This window comes from Arcobacter sp. ISO1, assembly GCF_058105185.1.
In genome coordinates, this window is sequence record NZ_CM176573.1 from 2,100,657 (window position 1) to 2,120,379 (window position 19,723).

General features: G+C 26.3%; 20 protein-coding genes. 2 read left to right on the forward strand and 18 right to left on the reverse strand.

Annotation, left to right across the window (positions count from 1 at the left end; all coding sequences use genetic code 11):
• Positions 1-47: 47 nt before the first annotated feature.
• Positions 48-1,826 (forward strand): CHASE domain-containing protein, encoded by a 1,779-nt coding sequence (locus tag AC2TY9_RS10440; RefSeq protein WP_489777397.1) that lies wholly within the window; start codon positions 48-50, stop codon positions 1,824-1,826.
• A gap of 18 nt (positions 1,827-1,844) precedes the next feature.
• Here AC2TY9_RS10440 and AC2TY9_RS10445 read toward each other — a convergent pair whose 3' ends face one another.
• The 16 genes from AC2TY9_RS10445 to AC2TY9_RS10520 all read right to left on the reverse strand — a co-directional run bounded on the left by AC2TY9_RS10445 (position 1,845) and on the right by AC2TY9_RS10520 (position 14,551).
• On the reverse strand, positions 1,845-2,090 hold the full coding sequence (locus AC2TY9_RS10445) for a TIGR03643 family protein (protein ID WP_489777398.1): 246 nt from the start codon (positions 2,088-2,090) through the stop codon (positions 1,845-1,847).
• Positions 2,087-3,625: an ABC1 kinase family protein gene (locus tag AC2TY9_RS10450; protein WP_489780428.1), complete on the reverse strand. Its 1,539-nt coding sequence runs from the start codon at positions 3,623-3,625 to the stop codon at positions 2,087-2,089. Before AC2TY9_RS10450 ends, AC2TY9_RS10445 begins: the two co-directional genes overlap by 4 nt.
• Positions 3,626-3,636: 11 nt before the next feature.
• A complete protein-coding gene (locus AC2TY9_RS10455; protein ID WP_489777399.1) occupies positions 3,637-4,695 on the reverse strand; it encodes an EAL domain-containing protein in 1,059 nt (352 codons plus the stop codon).
• 1 nt (position 4,696) lies between these two features.
• Positions 4,697-4,978 carry a hypothetical protein gene (locus AC2TY9_RS10460; RefSeq protein WP_489777400.1) on the reverse strand — a complete coding sequence of 94 codons (282 nt, stop codon included), beginning with the start codon at positions 4,976-4,978 and terminating at the stop codon, positions 4,697-4,699.
• A 2-nt stretch (positions 4,979-4,980) separates the two neighbouring features.
• Positions 4,981-5,907, reverse strand: a complete 927-nt coding sequence (locus AC2TY9_RS10465) for an NAD(P)-binding protein (RefSeq protein WP_489777401.1) — start codon at positions 5,905-5,907, stop codon at positions 4,981-4,983.
• A 73-nt stretch (positions 5,908-5,980) separates the two neighbouring features.
• On the reverse strand, positions 5,981-6,337 hold the full coding sequence (locus AC2TY9_RS10470; RefSeq protein ID WP_489777402.1) for a sirohydrochlorin chelatase: 357 nt from the start codon (positions 6,335-6,337) through the stop codon (positions 5,981-5,983).
• A 17-nt stretch (positions 6,338-6,354) separates the two neighbouring features.
• Entirely contained in the window at positions 6,355-6,972 is a 618-nt protein-coding gene (gene thiE, locus AC2TY9_RS10475; RefSeq protein ID WP_489777403.1) for a thiamine phosphate synthase, read from the reverse strand.
• Complete coding sequence (thiD, locus tag AC2TY9_RS10480; RefSeq protein WP_489777404.1) at positions 6,963-7,730, reverse strand: bifunctional hydroxymethylpyrimidine kinase/phosphomethylpyrimidine kinase; 768 nt, start codon at positions 7,728-7,730, stop codon at positions 6,963-6,965. The genes thiE and thiD overlap by 10 nt, the downstream gene beginning before the upstream one ends.
• 31 nt (positions 7,731-7,761) lie before the next feature.
• Positions 7,762-8,298: a DUF3833 domain-containing protein gene (locus AC2TY9_RS10485; RefSeq protein WP_489777405.1), complete on the reverse strand. Its 537-nt coding sequence runs from the start codon at positions 8,296-8,298 to the stop codon at positions 7,762-7,764.
• Positions 8,295-9,521, reverse strand: a complete 1,227-nt coding sequence (locus AC2TY9_RS10490) for a class I SAM-dependent methyltransferase (RefSeq protein WP_489777406.1) — start codon at positions 9,519-9,521, stop codon at positions 8,295-8,297. Before AC2TY9_RS10490 ends, AC2TY9_RS10485 begins: the two co-directional genes overlap by 4 nt.
• A 1-nt stretch (position 9,522) precedes the next feature.
• On the reverse strand, positions 9,523-10,269 hold the full coding sequence (locus tag AC2TY9_RS10495; RefSeq protein WP_489777407.1) for a DUF1365 domain-containing protein: 747 nt from the start codon (positions 10,267-10,269) through the stop codon (positions 9,523-9,525).
• Complete coding sequence (locus AC2TY9_RS10500; RefSeq protein ID WP_489777408.1) at positions 10,266-11,516, reverse strand: NAD(P)/FAD-dependent oxidoreductase; 1,251 nt, start codon at positions 11,514-11,516, stop codon at positions 10,266-10,268. Before AC2TY9_RS10500 ends, AC2TY9_RS10495 begins: the two co-directional genes overlap by 4 nt.
• Positions 11,513-12,061: a lipocalin family protein gene (locus AC2TY9_RS10505; RefSeq protein ID WP_489777409.1), complete on the reverse strand. Its 549-nt coding sequence runs from the start codon at positions 12,059-12,061 to the stop codon at positions 11,513-11,515. Before AC2TY9_RS10505 ends, AC2TY9_RS10500 begins: the two co-directional genes overlap by 4 nt.
• A 73-nt stretch (positions 12,062-12,134) precedes the next feature.
• Positions 12,135-13,316, reverse strand: a complete 1,182-nt coding sequence (locus AC2TY9_RS10510; RefSeq protein ID WP_489777410.1) for an MFS transporter — start codon at positions 13,314-13,316, stop codon at positions 12,135-12,137.
• A 60-nt stretch (positions 13,317-13,376) separates the two neighbouring features.
• Positions 13,377-13,796 carry a nuclear transport factor 2 family protein gene (locus AC2TY9_RS10515; protein WP_489777411.1) on the reverse strand — a complete coding sequence of 140 codons (420 nt, stop codon included), beginning with the start codon at positions 13,794-13,796 and terminating at the stop codon, positions 13,377-13,379.
• Positions 13,796-14,551, reverse strand: coding sequence for an SDR family NAD(P)-dependent oxidoreductase (locus AC2TY9_RS10520; protein WP_489777412.1), 756 nt, complete (start codon positions 14,549-14,551; stop codon positions 13,796-13,798). The genes AC2TY9_RS10515 and AC2TY9_RS10520 overlap by 1 nt, the downstream gene beginning before the upstream one ends.
• 130 nt (positions 14,552-14,681) lie before the next feature.
• Between AC2TY9_RS10520 and AC2TY9_RS10525 the strand changes: the two genes are divergently transcribed.
• On the forward strand, positions 14,682-16,682 hold the full coding sequence (locus tag AC2TY9_RS10525; protein WP_489777413.1) for a PAS domain-containing protein: 2,001 nt from the start codon (positions 14,682-14,684) through the stop codon (positions 16,680-16,682).
• Here AC2TY9_RS10525 and AC2TY9_RS10530 read toward each other — a convergent pair.
• Both AC2TY9_RS10530 and AC2TY9_RS10535 read right to left on the reverse strand, forming a co-directional pair.
• Positions 16,679-17,428 (reverse strand): response regulator transcription factor, encoded by a 750-nt coding sequence (locus AC2TY9_RS10530; RefSeq protein WP_489777414.1) that lies wholly within the window; start codon positions 17,426-17,428, stop codon positions 16,679-16,681. The two genes, AC2TY9_RS10525 and AC2TY9_RS10530, sit on opposite strands and share 4 nt — an antisense overlap.
• Before the next feature lie 12 nt (positions 17,429-17,440).
• Positions 17,441-19,588, reverse strand: coding sequence for a PAS domain-containing protein (locus AC2TY9_RS10535; protein WP_489777415.1), 2,148 nt, complete (start codon positions 19,586-19,588; stop codon positions 17,441-17,443).
• Positions 19,589-19,723: the final 135 nt, after the last annotated feature.

Genomic DNA, 19,723 nt, shown 5'->3' on the forward strand with positions numbered 1-19,723 from the left:
AAAAGTTTATTGAAAAGCTGTTATACTTTGATGTTAGGAGTATTAATATGATAAAAAAAATACTTTCCCTTCAATATATTTTAATAAACCTTATTATAATAGTATTAACTTTCACTATCACTATGATACTTTATATGATTATTAATAAATCAATCAAAGAAGATATCCAAAATAAAGTAAATCAAAAATTATCTGAAACTAGTATAAAAATATCTGATCAACTACATTATTCTGTTGGAGACTTAACTACAGTTTCATCACTTCTTGCTTTTAAAGATAATATAACTTTAAATGAATTTCAAGATTATGCAAAAAAACAAATACATAAATTAGATCATGATTTTATACTTGAATGGCAACCTGTAGTACTACATAAAAATCGAAATAGTTTTGAAAAGAAAGCAAAAAGATTAGGTCTTAAAAACTTTTATCTATGGGAACCTGATAAGAATGGAAATCCTATACCAGCAAAAATTAAAAAAGTATATGTTCCTGTTTACTATTTACTAGCAACTCATGTAGATGTAAATACACTAGGTTTAGATTTAGCTTTTTCGCCTGAACGTATGCTTTCAAAATATGAAGCTCGTGATCAAGGTGTTCCAAAAGCATCAGATCTATTTAAACGAATCTCAAATAAAGAAGCAAGTTTAAGCCCTATCTCTTTTGCTATTACATTACCAGTATATAATAAAGGAATAACTCCAACTACTGAAACAGAGAGAAAAAATCATATTAAAGGTTATATAGCTGGCGTTTATTCAATAGATTCTTTATTTAACAAGATATTAGAAAAGCTATCGAAAGAAAATTATATTATTTCAATACATACTAAAAACAATAAAGATCAAAAGTTTATACAGAATTCGTTAAATAGAACTTCACTCTATAAAAATACTACTACTATTAATGTTTATGGATCTATATGGGCAATAACCTTATCTGTAAATAAAGATTTTATCAAACAAAGTTATACACAGAAAATGTACTATACATTACTCATCCCTATTATATTTGGATTATTTTTAATAGTATTTTTTAATTCTTTATATAAAAAGAACATTCGATTAAAGCAATTACAAGATCAATTATTAAAAGACCAAAAAACACTACTCACTCAATCAAAAAATGCAGCTATGGGAGAGATGTTAGTAAATATTGCACATCAATGGAGACAACCATTATCTGCAATTTCAACTGCTGCAACAGGTGTCCAAATACAAAAAGAGATGAATTGTTTAAGCGATAAAGAATTGGATTCTTCCTTAGTAGCTATTAATAAATCAGCACAATATCTTTCTACTACAATTGATGACTTTAGAGACTTTTTAAATCCAAGTAATATTAAAGAGAGTGAATTTAATATTTCATCTACAATCAGTAAAACTTTTCATTTAATTAATGCACAGTTTTTAGAAAAAGAAATAGAGGTTATACAAAATATTGAAGAGTATAAACTAATATCAATAGAAAATGAATTGATTCAAGTTTTAATAAATATCCTTAATAATGCTAGAGATGTACTTATTACTAAAAAGAATCAAAGAAAATTAATTTTTACAAATACATATAGAAAAGATGATATTTCATATATTGAAATATTAGATAATGCTGGTGGGGTAGATGAATCTATCATAGATAGAATTTTTGAACCATACTTTACAACAAAACATCAATCTCAAGGTACAGGTATTGGACTTTACATGAGTGAAGAAATAGTACATAAACACTTAAATGGTAAATTATCTGTTTCTAATGAGATTTATACTTATGAGGGTGTTGAATATGCGGGGGCTAAATTTATTATAAGTATTCCCTTATCTTAAAAGGGTTTTTTTTAATTCTTACCATGGTCCCTTAAATCTTATTGGTTTAAAATCAACTTTTTTTTCATGTTTTGTAGTTCTATCTTGAACTCTTTTTCTCCATCTTTTAAAGCCATTTCTTGATATTAGTTTTCTCATTAAGTTCTTAACTTGATTTTCTGTTAGATCAAACTCTTTTTTTATCCCTTCAAAGGTTGTTCTATCTTGCCAGGCCATTTGAATTAGCCTATTTTTATCCTCTTCGTTTAAATCAATTTTTTTCATTTGTAAAATACCTTTATAAATCCTAATAAAAATAAAACGATTGATATCTCTTTGGGTTCAAAGCCATACATTAAATAAAACATAGAAGCTAAAACAAAACCAAAAGATATTGCATATGATTTTAAAACCTTTTTTAAACTTGTAATTATATACTCAAGCTGATTTTTACTTACTTCAACTTCAAGTGTTCCTTCACTAGCTTTTTTAACCATCACTTTAAAATCTTTTACAATAAATGGCAAATCTTTTGCTTCAGCAATAAGTGTTTCACTTATAGTACTTTTTGTTCCAAGAGCTTTTGGTAGGTTTTTATTTAATATTGGCAAAATATCTTTTACTCCATTAAAGTTTTCGATATATGTTGTTCCAAGCCCTTCTATAATTGCACTAACTCTTAAAATATAAATTGCATCACTTGGTAGCTTAAAAGGTAAATCTCTAGTACTTTCAAGTATCTCAAATGCAAGCTTTTGCATAGATTCACTATCTAGATTATCATTTGAAAATATATCAAACATTTTTGCAGTAAACTCTGCTAATTCACTTGTTGGTGCTTCATAAGCAATCGTTCCAAGTCTTTTACTTGCACTAATATATGTTTCATAATCCTTTTCATGAGCTGCTTTAATAAGCTCAATAATAGCTATTCTTTTATCATTTGGTACTGTTTTAACCATACCAAAATCAAGTAAAATAAGCTCACCTTTTTTATTTACTAAAAGGTTACCTGGGTGTGGGTCCGCATGGAAAAATCCTGTTATTAACATCTGCGTTGTATAAAAGTCAACTAAATTTGAGATTATTGATTTAAAATCGATATTGTTTTCAAAAATACTCTCTTTATCATCAAATCTAAATCCCTCTTCAAAACTCATAATTAAAGCATCATCACAAGAGTATTTTTTGTAAGCTTTTGGAAATCTAACTTTTTGTTTTTTGTAAACTTTTCTAAAATTTTTAAGATTTTTTAGTTCTTGATTTAAGCTAATCTCTTCAACTATCATTTTTGAAAATTCAGAAATCACAGCTTCAATTGAGTTTTTAGTATATGATGAAAATAGGGGTTTAAATAAAATGTTAAAAAATGAGATAATTTTTATATCTGCTAATACTTGTTCTTTTATTCCTATTCTTCTTAGTTTTACAGCTACTTTTCTACCATTTTTTAAATATGCTACATGAACTTGCCCAATTGAAGCTGAAGCAATAGGAGTCTCTTGGAAACTTTCAAAAATATCTTTATTTTCAAAAGCGATATTATAAACCTCTTTAAATTGATTATCACTCATAGGAGGGATTTGATCATGAAGATTTTTTAGTTCATCGAGATAATCTTCAGTAAAAAAATCAGACCTAGTAGCTAATACTTGAGCAAGTTTGATAAAACTAGCTCCTAGTTTTACAATAGTCTCCTTTAGCTTTTTGGGTTTTAAAGGTTTTAGTAGTAAAAAACTTTTTTTTCTTTTTATTACTAAATATATTGTTAATAAAAATGTAAATACTTGATAAACCCTTAGGGGCGAAAAATATTTTATAACTTATCCTTCTAAATTTTTCTAATTGGTTCTGGTAAAGGTTTAGCGAAGTAATAACCTTGTAGATAATCAACTCCAATCTCTTTTATAACCTCTAACTCATAAGCTGTTTCAATACCTTCAGCTAATATTTTAATACCTCTATCTCTTGCTAAACTAGCTAAAGCTTTATAAACAGAGACTTTATAATCATCTTTGTCTATATCTTTAATAATATTTCTATCTATTTTGATAATATCAGGTTTCAATTCAATTATCATATTTAAACTTGAATAACCTTCTCCTACATCATCTAAAGCTATTTTAAATCCTTCTTTTCTATAATATTCTAAAATAGATTTTAGATGGTTTTGATCTGTTACTTTCTCTGTTTCAACAACTTCAAATATAATATTTGATGGATCTATCTCAAGTTGTTTTGCCCATTTAACAGTTGACTGTAAACAAAATTCAGGATCATAAACAGATGTTGGCAGAAAGTTAATAAATACTTTTTTATTGACTTTTTTAGTTGCAGCAGTTTTTAAAGCACTTTCTCTACACATCCTATCTAGTTTAAAGTTCATATCATTTCTTGCAGATTTTTCAAATAACTCATCTGGATAGATTAAGGAACCATCGGCTTTAACTCCTCTAATTAAAGTTTCATAGCCATAAATAGAGTTTGTATTTGCATCAACTATTGGTTGAAAATATGAAGTTAAAGATTGATTATTTATTACATCAAAAAACTCTTTATCCTCTATCATATTTATATATCTTTGTAATGGTTTGGCATGTAAAACCATTTTATATGAAAAACCTATATTTTCATAATCAATATAAACTTTTATATCTTGAGCTGCCATTTCATTAAAGTGACTTTTAAATGCATCAATATTTGATTTAAAAAACTCTTTTGTATCATCAACTTTTACATAATGTAAGTCATGAATTTTAAATAGATTTATACCTAACTTCATTAAAAATATTCTGCTTTTTGCCATAAGTTCATCTAACTCGCTTACAAAATATATTTTTGATTGTGAGGGTTCTAATCCTAGTTTTTCATTGCATCTATCACATTTCAAATTATTTACCTTTTAATTCTTCTAAAATTTCTACTTTTATTTTTTGAAGGTCTTTTTTTGTAGCAAGACCAAGTTCATTGATTATCTCTTTTAACATAGATCTAATCTCTTTTTTTATCTTTTTATCTTCAATTTTACCTTCAGACTCAAGATTTTCGACAAAACTTTTTAAATCTTCTTTTCTTAACATCCCTTTTTTTTCTAGAGATTTTAACTCTTTTTTTACACTCTTTCTAATCTTTTTTGTTGCACCAAGTGCTGTGAAAACTACGTCATTAAACATAATTACTCCTTTATTAAATTTATGATTTTTTCTGATAATTTTTTTGAACTATAAAATGAACTTTTGAGATTCTTTTTTTGGAAATAATCTCCACAAATCCCTAAGTTCTGATAAGGGTCAAAAATATATTCTTTATTGATTGTGTTCTTCGCAAAAGCATATTTCCAAAGATGTTCTATAGTTTCAAATTTCTTTTTTATATCCATATTTAATTCTTCTTCAATTAATGAATAAATCTTTTCAAAAATCTTTTCTTTTGATAGATTTATATTAGTTTGTGTAAATTCTTCATTTATATGTAATACAAAACTTTTAAAATCTTTGTATTGATATTTTGAAGAGTTATCAACAACTTTTTTGAAATTAATGTTTTTTTCAAGTGGGGCTAAATCCAAATTATCACTGTTATTATCATAACAAATAAGTGTACTAATTGGTGAATAGCTTACATCTTTTAACAAATTTTTTATCTCATCACTTAAATTTAAGTCCATTTCTAAAATTTGAGTTGCGGGATTAGTTAATAATAAAATATCATATGATTGGTATAGCTTACCTTTTTCATCAAATAAAAACCATTTTTTATTTTTGTAATGTGCTTTGATTATTCTAGTATTTTTAATTAAATCTTTTTTATCTATCATAGAAGAACAAACTTTGTTTATTCCCTTTGTTGGAATATAGTTATTTTTGTTTTTTTGAAGAATATTTTGTTGGACTTTTTTATCTAAAAAATTAATTAATTCTTTATCTTCCGTATGTATTGAAGAGGTTCCATGGTCGATAAATTTATCACCAATATATTTAGTACTAAGTCTACCTCCACATCCCCTTGATTTATCAAAGATAGTTAGTTTAAATTGTTTTTGTGATAAGTTTTCATAAAGATGACAACCACTAAAACCTGCTCCAATAATTGCTACGTTCATTTTCCAACTTTTTATTTTATTATCCTATATATAGTTGGAAATTAGTAGGCTAAAAATGTAAGTTTATGATGTTTTAGTTTATATCAGAAAGAATTATATCTTTTATTTTTTCAGATTTTCCAAAATGTGAAAGTAATTTAAACTCAATAAGAGGGTACTCTTTTTTTAAATCTTCTATAATATTTGGAAGATCAACTAATACATGTTTTCCAGAATTTAAAAAATATGGATAGAAACTAATATGTTTTGAACCTTTTTTTATAAATTCAACTGCAAGCTCTTGAATACTTGGAGTAGCTAGTTCTAAAAAAGCTGCTTTTTTTAAATCATATTTAGTATCTTCCTTTGAAACTTTTTCAACTAAGTTTATAAATTCATTATTTGATTGCTCTTTTTTACTACCATGGGCTATAAATATTATTGCTTTCATTTTTTTTCCGTTTATTTTTAAAATAGTTTAGAAAATTGATTAGATCTATTTTCAATACTTTCACTTTTCCATATGTCACTAATAACAGCTAACATATCAACACTGTTTTCTAATAGTTCTTTTGAGTTTGCTAGAGTAATTCCTCCAATTGCACATGTTGGAATTTTTAATAATTTTTTTGCCTCTTTTAATACTTCTTTTGGAACCACCTTTGATTGTGGTTTTGTAGGTGAAGTAAAAAAAGATCCAAAGGCAACATAATCTACACCTTTCTCTTCCATAATTTTTGCTGTTTTTAAATCACCATAACATGAAATACCAAGAATTCCTTTGAAGTTTTTTCTAATATTATCGATTTTTTCGTAATCACTTTTTCCCACATGTAAACCTGAACATTGAAGTTTTATTGCAAGGTCAACTCTATCATTTAAAACAAATAATGCATCATATTTTTTACATAAAGTTTCTAAATTTATCACTAATTGTTCTATTTCATTATCTAAAGATTTTTTATCTCTTAATTGAACAATCTTTGCCCCACCTTTTAAAGCTTTTTCAATTTTATTGAGTAGGATATCTTTTGGGGTTAAAACATCATCACTAATTACATATAAGCCATTTAGTTTTACAGACATTCAAACCCTTTTTTATGAGAAATTGGTCCTTTCCCTTTTCCTATTCTTGGGGCATTGTTAATTGCTTCAAAAACAAATTTATTAGCAATTGAAATTGCATCTTCTAATCTTTTGCCTAAAGCAATATTAGCAGCTATGGCACTACTAAAACTACAACCTGTTCCATGGGTGTTTTCAGAATTCAAAAATGCAGATTCAAACTCTATGATATTTTCACCTAAATAAAGTCTATCAATACTTTGAGTTCCTTTTTTTATATTTTTAATTAAAACTTCACAAGGTAAAGATTTAATCTCTTCAACTCCATTATCATTGTTTTCATTGAAGTTAAATAAACCCTTTGCCTCAAAGGTATTTGGAGTTATTAATGTGACATATGGAAATAAAGACTTCATATTTTCTACTGCATCATCACTTAAAAGTTTAGAACCAGCCTTTGATACAAAAACGGGGTCAAATACTATTGGGATATTTAAATTTTTTATAAATTCTCTAACTGTATCAATGATCTCATTTGAAAAAAGCATTCCAATTTTTACTGCTGCTACATCAAAATCATCAAAAACCATTTCAAGTTGTTCTTTTACAAAGTTTGAATCTATTTGGCTAATACTTTTTACCCCTGTTGTATTTTGGGCTGTTAAGACAGTTAAAACCGATGCTCCAAAAACACCAAAGTTTTCAAAGGTTTTTAAATCAGCTTGAATCCCAGCTCCTCCACAACTATCACTTCCTGCAATTGTCAAAACAACTTTCATAAATTTCCTTATTTTTATTTATTGTAATTTATCATGGAAAGTCTTTAATTATGGTAATAACAAGCTCACCAACTGTAAATCCAAATTTTTTCATTTTTGAGTGGTTAATTATTACTCCATCTTCTTGTAAATGTAACCAATCTTTTACACTAATATCTATAGTTGAATCATTATATGGTACTTTCATAACATAATCTATCATTACTGTATTACCAAGAGCTTTCATTTTTGCAGTTCCTACTATATCCCCTGCAGTTGCATCAAATGATTTTTCTCCTGTTGGCTTTAAAGTCCATACTCTAGTTAACTTTTCCCCATCATCGTATACAAATTTTTCATCTAAAGTTCCTATTCCATTTTTGTCCCATGAACCAATAAGGATACCTTTAAAGCTTCTTATTATCTCTCCACTTCTATTTTTTACCAAACCATAAGCAGTCATTTTTCCATTGAAGTATTCTTGTGGAATAAATTCTGGAGTTTTGTCTTTAAAATCTTCTATTTGCATCTTTGAACATCCTGTAAAATAAATTGTTAAAAATATCAATAAAACTAGTAGTCTTTTCATGCCACAAGCCCTTCATTTAAATGGATATTGTTATACCTTGTTAATGTAATTTGAACTAATCCAATATTTCTTGTTAAAAATGCAGCTTCACAATAACAAAGATACATTCTCCACATTCTTATGAAATAATCATCGAATCCAATCTTTTTTACCTCTTCTATTCTTTGATTAAAGTTTTCATGCCAAATATTTAATGTTTTTGCATAATGCTCTGTAAATTCTTCCATATGAAGTAGATTCAAGTTTGTATGATTAGTAGTTACATCTAAAATCTTAGCAACACTTGGTAAATGTCCACCTGGGAAGATATATTTTTGAATAAAGTCTGTCCCTTTACAATATGAATCATATCTTTGGTCTGGCATTGTAATGATTTGCATAACCAAGTTTCCAGATGGTTTTAATAAATCTTCACATTTTTTAAAGAATACATCAAAGTATTCACGTCCTACTGCTTCAAACATCTCTACAGCGATAATTGCATCAAACTTACCTTCCATATCTCTGTAATCTTTTAATAAAACATCAATAGATTCTTCAATTTTATTCTCTTTGAATCTATCTTCACATAGCTTTTTTTGCTCTTTAGACAAGGTTAAAGTTGTAACCTTGCAATCATATTCTTTAACTAAATGGCTTGCCATCGCTCCCCAACCTGAACCAATCTCTAAAACCTTTGAACCTTTTTTTAGATTTAGTTTTTTAGCTAAGATGTCAATTTTTCTCTTTTGAGCATCAAATAATGGTTCTTTTGGGTCTTCAAAAACTGCAGCTGAATACATCATTGTATCATCAAGAAAAAGTTTAAAAAAATCATTTGATAAATCATAATGTTTTGATATGTTTTTTCTAGCCTTTGTTTTTGAGTTTTTTCTTAAATAGTGCTTGACTTTGTTTATAAAAGGAAACAAGTTATATAAAGAAAAGTTTTTTTCATGGTTACTTACTGTTTGCAATGATGATGAGTTTAATAAAGCAATCTCAATTAATGAAGTTAAATTATCACAATCAAAATCTTTGTCCATATAACTTTCTGCAAATCCTATATCTCCATAAAACATGATTCTTTTAAAAAAATTATTCGTATAAAGTTTAATTTTTGCCTTTGGGTAAGAAGTATTACCATAGTTTTTTATATCACCATTTGGATATGTTACTTCTAAACTTCCAGTTTCAATTTTTGATAAAAATTTTTCCCCAATTTTCTTCCAGAAAGCTTCCATTTTATATTCTCCTTGTTTTATCTTGTGGAATTGGTTGAGTCCATTTAAGACCTTTTAATCTTAATTTAATACTTTGGTAGATTGTTCTTGTAACAACCCAAAAAGTCAATAGGGTGTGTTTAAAAAACATATTCATTGTTTTTTTATCACTAAACTCTATTTTTTTAGTTAAAAGGTTTGAAACTAAAACTTTTTTTCCATCCTCATATAGTTTTATTGAAAGTTGAAAATCATTTTCATCGTATGTTAAATCAAAACTATAATCCCCATCCCTTTTTAAAAAAGGGGAAACATACATATCTTTTTTAGTTTTTCCAGTTAAAGTCTTTTCATTTTTTTCTTTTAATTCAACTGGATAGACAACTCTTCCTCCATTATAATTATGCACTTCTGCAAACATAAATGTAGGTTTATTTTTCTCAAATAAAATTAGTACACTAATTGGATTGAAGACAAAACCTAAGATTCTAGGAAGGGTAATAAATCTCATTTTTGATGTTTTTTCAATTTTATATTTATTTAATAGTTCATCAACATTTTTTAAAAAATCTTCACTTTTACCAAAATGATCTTTTGTAAAAAATGAAAATAAATTAAAACTATTGTATGAAAATAGTTTGTTTTTATTTAGGCTCTCAAAAGAGTTTAAATCGATATCCATCATAAAAAATTTGTATTTAAAATTATGGTTTTTGGGATGAAATCTTTTATGAAAGATTGAGCCATCAAGGTAATTGTGCTGTATCATAACTCACATCCAAACTTTTTTGCTATTGTATTTGCACTATATAAACCATCTTCATGGAAACCATATCTCCAATATGCACCTGCATAATAAGTATTGTTTTTCCCATTGATTAATGCTCTTTTTTCTTGTGCATCAATTGCTTTTTGGTCAAACTGTGGATGTGAATATTCAATTTTTTCAATCACTTCATCTAAAGAATCTGTTTCGTTTAAAGAAACAAAATACTCTTTTTTTGAGTCTAGGTTTTGAAGTAAATTTAACCAATAAGATAATGTAACTGATTCTTCATCACCATTTGTTTTATAATTCCATGCTGCGTATGATTTTTTATTAGGGTACAAAGCTTTAGTATCATTGTGTAATACAGCATTATTTTTTTTGTATTTGAAACATGAAAGAATAGTTAACTCTTCAACCGATGGTTCATCTAAAATAGCTAATGCATCTGGTGCATGTAAGGCAAAAATAACCTTATCATACTCTCTTTCTCCATCCTCTTTTGTTGTTATATAAACCTTACCATCTTCTCTTTTTACTGATATGATATTTGAATTAAGAAATATTTTTCCAGAGATTTTAGATTTGATTTTATTTACATAATTTACAGAGCCATTACTAACCGTTAGCCATTGGTGTTGTGTGTCTACGCCTAATAATCCATGGTTTTTAAAAAATGTTAAAAATGTTCTTGCTGGAAATTCATTCATCTTTTGTGTTGGTGTAGACCAAATAGATGCTCCCATTGGTACAATATATCTATCTTTAAAATATTTTGAATAGGGTTTTAAATACTCTTCTAAACTAGTATCTAAATCATTTGAATTTGTTTCTAAGTCATTATTTGCTTTTTTATTAAAATCTAAAATGTCACTTATCATTTTATAATGGCTAAAATTAAATAGATTTTTCTTTTGTACAAACATACCTTTTAATGATTGACCATTGTAAGCAATGTTTGAAGTTTTATCCCAAAAAGCAAAACTCATATCGCTTTTTTCAATCTTTACCTCTAATTCTTCGAATAGTTTTGTTAGAAGAGGGTATGTTTGATGATTAAAAACCAAAAAACCTGTGTCAACTCCAAATTGTTTTCCATCATTTGTAATTTGAGTTGTTCTTGCATGACCTCCAAGTCTATTCTCTTTTTCAAAAATATCAACATCATGTTTTTTGCTTAAAAGGTATGCTGAACCAAGACCACTTATCCCAGCTCCTATTACAGCAATTTTTAGTTTTTTTTCACTCATTTGTATCTTCCATTTTTATCTTGTTTAGGAAATATTAATTTATCAGTATCAATATAGTTATCTAATATCGAGATGATATTCCCTAATTTTTTATTTTCTATTGTAGGTTTTCTACTCATTATCCAAACGTATTCCATATCTTTGTCAACTACTACAGCAGTTTCATAATTATCTAAATAAATAATTCTATACTCTTCAGAAAAAATCCAATAATATGTTTTTTCCATTAAAGACATATTTCCATTAGAACCCAAAGGTTCTACAACACCTCTATATTCTTTTAAGTTTGCACCAATTTTTTCTTTAAAACATCTATTATATACTTCAAGTTTAGTTTCAGAAATTTTTTTATATTCAACTGTTGGCGCAACACAATCTTCTTCATAACTATTGTAAGTTCTAGCAATTTCATACCAAAGCCCAGTGAATTCATTGGGGTTTACATAAATTACGGGGGCTGGGGCTTTGGCGTAAGAGGGAGTTTTAGTCAAAATTATTAAGGAAACTATACTCATAAATATTACTAGGAATGTAAAATTTTTCATATGAACTCCTCTTGAAAACGATTTTATAATCAAATGAAGTTTTTTTGTATGAATATTTTGTCTATTTATAAGATTATTCCTTTATTTCTTTAAATTTAGAAATAAAATACAAAGATAATAGTTTTAAAACCACTGGTAAAAGTGCATAAAGTAAAGAGAGTGTTAAAATCATCTTTTGATTTATATTATTTTCATCAAAACCAATTAATCCTAAAATTGAAAAAGTTATCATCACCGAACTTGCTAGTGCAAGCTTAGTTAACATAGTCCAAATACCAAATGATGTAGAGGATAATTGTTTATATTTTGAGTTTTGAATAACATCACTTTGAATTGCAGTTGGAAAAGCAATGTCTGCTCCAAGGCTAAAGCCTGTTACAAATGAAATTAATGCAAACCATAAAATATCCCCTTCTTTTAGAAAAATCACAAAGATAAAGCTAACAGAAGCTAAAACTATTGATAATATCCATACTTGTTTTTTCCCTTTAGTTTTTGATAGTTTATTCCAAAAGGGTAAGGCAATTATTCCTGCGATAAAATACACTATTAAAATCCACTCATTTGCGTTTTTGTCTTGAATAACCACTTGAATAAAAAGAAGGAATAGTGTTGCAGGGATTGCATTTGCTAAACAATTTAAAAAATATCCAATTTGTAAATATTTATAATCTTCTTTTTCTTTATAAATTAGTTTTAGTGTACTTAATTTTATCTCTGTTTGATTATTTATAAATTTTGTTTTCATTTTCAAAAGTGTTATTAAAAATAAAGGAGTAAATAAAAAGATAAATAGTATAAAAAGTAGATTTAGTTTTTGGGAAAGTTGTTGTGAATCAATTATAAAAGGTGCAATTAAAGCTAAAACTAAACCTATTATTGTGAAAAGCTCTCTATTGCTGTTTAAGGAACTGATTTCATTGTAATCATCACTTATTTCAGAGACCCATGTTAAATAAGGAACCATAATCATACTAAATCCCAAATATATAAAAATAGAAAAAAATATTAGAAAATATATAGCATATTCTCTGATTGGGTTTATTAGAGCATAAAATGAAAATGATGCAATTAAAAAGCCTAAAAACATGATAGGTTTTTTGCTATTTAAAATTCTTTGGGATTTGTCACTTAAAAAGCCAACTAGTGGATCACTAATTACATCACTTAATCTTGCTAAAAATAAAACAACACCAACAAGTGTAATATTTAGGTCTAAATCTACCGCATAATATGTTGGAAGGTAGATATACAAGGGTAAGCCTAGTATAGCAAGAGGCATGGCTATTAGTGGATAATAATAGTTCATTTGATATTAATTTTGAATTTTTGATTTTGCAAATTTTAGCAAGCTTGATAATATTGGAAATTTTTCATAAATATTATGTGCTGCATCCCAATAATCTTCGTGTATTAAAACTTTGTTATTCTCATCGAAGACTACTCTGCTTACTCCTGTAAATTTGTTTATCTCTTTTTTGTTTTTAAATGAGAAGGTAAAGTCCCACTTTATATACGATATTTTTTTATTTGAAACTATTTCTGTCACATCAAACTTAGTATTATCAAGGTTTTGAAACATATTTTGAAAAATATTATAAATATTTTCAATACCAATTAGTTCATGAAAAGGGTCTTTAAACATTACCTCTTCATTGAAAAACTTTGCATATTCTTGTTTATTTGTCTTTTCTTGAATATTTTCAAAAAAAGAAGCATATTCTTCTATACTCATTAAATCATCTTTCTTGTAATAAATAAAGAGAGTTTGTAAGGAAGAATAGATAGGAACCTTAAAAATATTTTTAATTTAAAAGGAAACGATATTTCAAACTTTTTATCATCAAACATCTCTTCACTGATTTTTTTTGCTGCATAGTCAGCATTCATAAGTTGGGGCATCTCGAAATTATTTTTTGAAGTAAGTCTCGTTTTTACAAAACCATGGTTTATAACTTTTAATTTAATTCCAAGGGAATCAAGTTCAGGATGAATTGATTGTGCAAGGTTTAATAAAGCGGTTTTAGGGGCAGAATAACCACCACCTTTTGGCAAGCCAAAATATGTAGAAAGACTTAAGTTCCATATCCATTTCCCAAAACCTTGATTTTTAAAATATGGAATAATTTCACACATCAATTTTACTACACCTAAATAGTTGGTTTCATTCATTTTAATAAAGTGTTCTTTATCCCAATTATTGATATTCATAACTTCATAAGTACCTGCGTTGTAAAACCAAATATCTAAACCTCTATATACTTCCCAAGCCTCTTGAATCTCATTTTTAAAACTTTCTTTACTTACATCTAAATCTAATAAATAAAGGTTATCTTGGAATTTTTCTTGAAGTCTTTGTAAGTGTTCATTATTGGTTGCATTTCTAGAACTTACTATTATATAGTGATTTCCATTTAATAATATCTTAACTAATTCAAGCCCAATACCACTACTCCCGCCAATTATCCAAATTCTTTTATTAGCTTCCATGATAAGCCTTTTTTGTTTATTTTATTTGATTTGTATGTATTTTTGTATAGTTTTAATGTCTTTTGAGGGGAAAATTTATTGAGATTTTATAGTTATTAAGGCATTATTCAAGTATATAAGAAGTTTAATAATGAAAATAAAAATTATCCTAAGTCTACTATTTCTTACTGTTTTTCTTTTTTCAGCTGACATAAAACAGTACAATATTACTTTATCTACACAAGCTATTTATGTCTTTTTATTTTTGAATTTAATTATTTTAGCAATTATTGTTTTTGTATTGAAAAAAGGCTTTGAAAAAAAAATGCAATTTCGGAAAAACGAATTTGATGCTATATTAAATGATATTCCAGACTTATTATGGATAAAAAATAGAAATGGGATATACCTAGAGTGCAATAAAAGATTTGAACAATTTTTTGGTGAAAAAAAAGAAAATATCATAGGAAAAACTGATTTTGATTTCATAGATGAAGAATTGGCAAACTTTTTCACTGAACATGATAAAAAGGCTATGGAATCAAATGTACCTGTATCTAATTTTGAAAACTTAACTTTTAGAAGTGATGGACATGAAGAATATCTTCAAACTACAAAAACAAAAGTTTTAAATGATGATGGTAAAACAATAGGAATCTTGGGCTTAGGAAGAGACTTTAGTGCTGAAAAAAAACTGCATGATGAGATATATTTTGAGAAACAAAAATACAAGTATTTACTAGAAAACTCATCAGATGCAATTTTTATTGTTGATTTACATGCAAATCTTGTTGAATATAGTAAATTGTTTAAAAAAATAATGGGTTATGAAGATGAGGAGTTATTAAATTTCAAGGTTACCGATTTTGAAGCTAACCATAAAAAAGAAGTAGTTTTGGAGAACATAAATAAAACTAGCTTCGAACCTATAAGTTTTGAATCTAAATATAGAAGAAAAGATGGAACACTTTTTGATGTAATTGTAAATATTGTAAGAATTAAAATCTTTGATGAAGAGTTAGTTTATTGTTCGATGAGGGATATATCTAAACAAAAAGAATATGAAAAGAGATTAGTTCAACAAAAAGAGGAATTTGAAACAATTTTTAACTACTCAAGGGATGCAATATTAGTTGTTGATAAAAACCTTGATATATTTAATTTTAATAAAGAGTTTTTAAATATCTTTGCCTTTGAGGAAAAGAATTTATTTGAAATGAATTTTTTAGACATACTTGTAAAAGATTATAAAGATAATCTTTTACATATCATGAATATAGTTTTAGAAAAAGGTTTTATTGAAAATCAAGAAGCTAATTGTACCTCTTTTGATAAAAGATTTGTCCCTATTAATTATTCGATCTCTTTACTTCCAGATAAACAAAAATTTTTGATATTTATTAGGGATATAACAAATTTAAAAATTGTAGAACAACAAACAAAACTAGCTTCAATGGGTGAAATGATTGGAAATATTGCTCATCAATGGAGACAACCTTTAAGTGCAATCACTACAAATGTTAGTGGTCTAAGTTTAAAAGTTGATATGGAAATGCCAATTAGTAATGAAGAGATTATGCATTGTTCTGAAGAGGTTATGAAACAAGCTAACTATTTATCTAATACGATAGATAATTTTAGAAATTTTATTAAAGATGAAAAGGGTACCTCTTTAGTAAGTATTAAAAATGTTATTGAAAATACTATCTCTTTAGTGCAAAGTTCATTAAGTAGTTCATACATTAAATTAATAACAAAAATAGATGAGGATATTAGTGTTGTAGCAGGTAAAAACGAATTATCTGAAGCTTTTATCAATATATTAAATAATGCAAAGGATGCTTTAAAAGAATTTGTAGAAAATGAAGATGATAGATATATATTTATTGAAGCAAAAAAATTAGATACAAATAGTTTAATCTTAAGTATATATGATAGTGCAGGGGGAATTGATTCTTCCATAAAAGATAGAATTTTTGAACCATATTTTACAACAAAATACAAATCTCAAGGAACAGGACTTGGTTTAGTTATGGTTGATAAAATTTTAAGGGAAAGACATAACTTCAAACTAGATGTATACAATAAAAAATTTAAATACAATGATAAAGAGTATGTGGGAGCATGCTTTGAAGTAACAATTACTCACTAAAGCCACTCAAAAGATAAAAAAATCTCATCTGTGTTTGGTAAAACAAAACCTTCAATTAAGGCATCTTTTCTTTGTTTTTTTGAGTTATATAAAGTTATTTTTCTCTTTCTTATTTTTCTTTTTTCAATGATTTCATCAAAAATATCTTCACCACCTTGAAACTCTTTTAAACTTTCTATTTCAAAACATTTTTTACCAATAAGTTGCTCTTTTTTTAAATTTAAAACTTCGCATAAAGAATCATTTACTTTTAGTATTTTTGAGCTGTAGTTTATTATCATCCTTCCATAATCAATAAAATCAAATATTGCTTGTAGGTTATCATGATTTTTATTAAGTTTATTTTTTAATTTAGTTTGTTCTTCTTCTAAATTTAATGTATAAATTATTTTGATTAATAACTCTTCAAATTGCTCTAGGTCTATTGGTTTTAAAATATAACCATCAATTTGCAGTTTTATTGAATCGTGTAAATAGTTTGTATCATTGAAGGCTGTTGTAAAGATTATTGGAGTTTTTGAATTTGACTCTTTTATCTTTTTTATCATTTCAATACCATCTATATTTGGCATTTTTATATCACTTATAATTAGGTCTGGATTAATCTCTTTATATAGTTTTAATCCCTCTTCACCATCTTTAGCAAGGTATAAAGTTGTACAAAACATCTCTAAAAATTCTGCACATTCTTTTTGTACATTTAGTTCATCTTCAACATATAATATGGTATCTATTTTTTTTAACATTTTTCCCACTTTTTAATTAAATTTTATGAGGAACTTAGCCCCTTTTTGAGTATTTAAAACCTCTAAAGAGCCTTTCATATTATCTTCAATAATCATTTTTGACATATAAAGTCCCATCCCTGTACCTTCACCTTGGTCTTTACTTGTGAAATATGGTTCAAAGATTCTATTTATTAAATCTTTTGGAATACCACCTGCATTATCTTCAAACTCAATCTCATGATTGTTAATATTTATTATAATTTCAGGATTTTTAATTTCTCTTTTTTCAAGTTCATACTTTGAATTTGATATAAGATTCATTACCACATGCTCAAATTCAGATTTAAACCCTTCTATCTCAAAATCTTGATTTTCATTTAAATATATTTTGATATTTTGTTTTTTTAGTTGAGCATCGGTTAGGCTCAATACATTTTTAATTGAATCATTGATTGAAAACCTAATAGGTTTTTTTTCAATTGTAAAGAAGTTTCTAAAGTCATCAATTGTTGTACTCATAAAGTTGATTGTTATTTTGTTTTTATTTATAAAGTTTTGGATGAATTCTTCATCTATTTCATTTTTTTTGTATGCATACTTTAATTTTTGAATTCTAATAGAGATTTCATTTAAAGGTTGTCTCCATTGGTGAGCAATTGCTCCAATCATTTCACCCATAGCAGCCAATTTACTTTGTTGTTGAATAAGTTGAAATTGTTTAATATTTTCATCTGTTTTTCTTTTCACTTCATCTTTTAAAAATTGTTCATTTTTAATATCAGATGTAATATCTTTGTGTGTACCAATTATTCTTAATGGATTTCCTTCTTTATCTTTTCTAAGTACATATCCTTGGGCAAAAATCCATTTATAAGTACCACTTTTTGTTTCTATTCTAAATTTTACTTTATACTTGTAGTCTTTTTGTTTTACAAATTTATCTACTTCTTCTAAAACTTTTTTGATATCATCTTTATGAACTCTTTTTTCCCATTCAAAAAAGTTATTAGATATTTCATTTTCTTCATAACCTAACATAGTTTTCCAGTTTTTAGAAAATTCTATTTCATTTGTTGCTGTGTTCCAATCCCAATGTCCATCACCAGAGTTTTCAATAGCACTTCTCCAGTTCTCTTCACTAATCTCTAAGGTTTCTGATAGCTCTTCATTTATCTCATCTGATTTTTTTAATTTGTCAAGTATTTCAGTTAATCTAACTTTTGTAAAGGTAAAGATAATTAAAAATATAAAAAGTATTGCAATTACAATTAACAATCCCCTTTGAATATGAATCTCTTTTAAAGTTTGAAGGTATTCATTTTTTATTGAACCAACCAATATTAAAGAATCTTTAATTTGATTACAAATATAAATTGAAGCAAATTCTGAATTTGAATATTCAAAATTTGTAATTATGTCATTTTTGTCTGTAGAAATAAATTTATCTAATTTTACGCCACTTTCATTGTATTGGCTCCAACTATAATTATCATTGTAATGGATTAAAATCTCACTTTTTTTGTTTGTTAAGATATAGTTGAACTTTTCAGATAAGGTTATTTGTTCAAGCATTTTTGATAAATTGAAATTTATAATTAAAATACCTTTAAATTCATCATTCTTCTCTATAGGAAGTATTGCTCTTATAGTAGGTACATAGGGAAATTCTACTTCACCATTTTCAATATTTAAGTCAAGTTGTGAAAACCAAATTTTATTTGCTGGCTTATAAATAGATTCTTCAAAATAGTATCTATTTACTTTGTTTTGGAGTTGTTTAGACTTTACTACAGTAGTTGTATTAGTTTTTTTATCTTGGTCGATTCTAATTGTTTCATATCCAGTTTCATCGATATATCTTACTTGGTCAATATACTTATGAGACCTCGCAAGGGCTAAAAAAATATTTTCATTTTCTTTTAAATAAGTGTCATTGCCTTCTAAAAACTTTTGAAAAATTTTGCTATTTTGTATGGCAAAAAGAAAATCATAGCTATTTTCAATGAAGTGTTCACTAAATATTTTTCTTTTTATTTTTAGTTCATTTTTTAATGAATTGTTAATTAAATTTTTTTTACTTTGGTTGAAATAAAAATAAGATATTAGAATTTGAATAAAAACAAAAATGATAAATAATGATAAAAATATTTTTACTAGACTTTTAACTGAATTATTCAAATTTACTCCTGATATTTATTTATAAACATATTTTATCTAGAAATAGTATTGGTAGAGTATCATTTTTTTTATATTTAGTTAATTATGTCACATTTAGGCCATTTTGGATTTGTATAATTACTTGTCCCAAACATA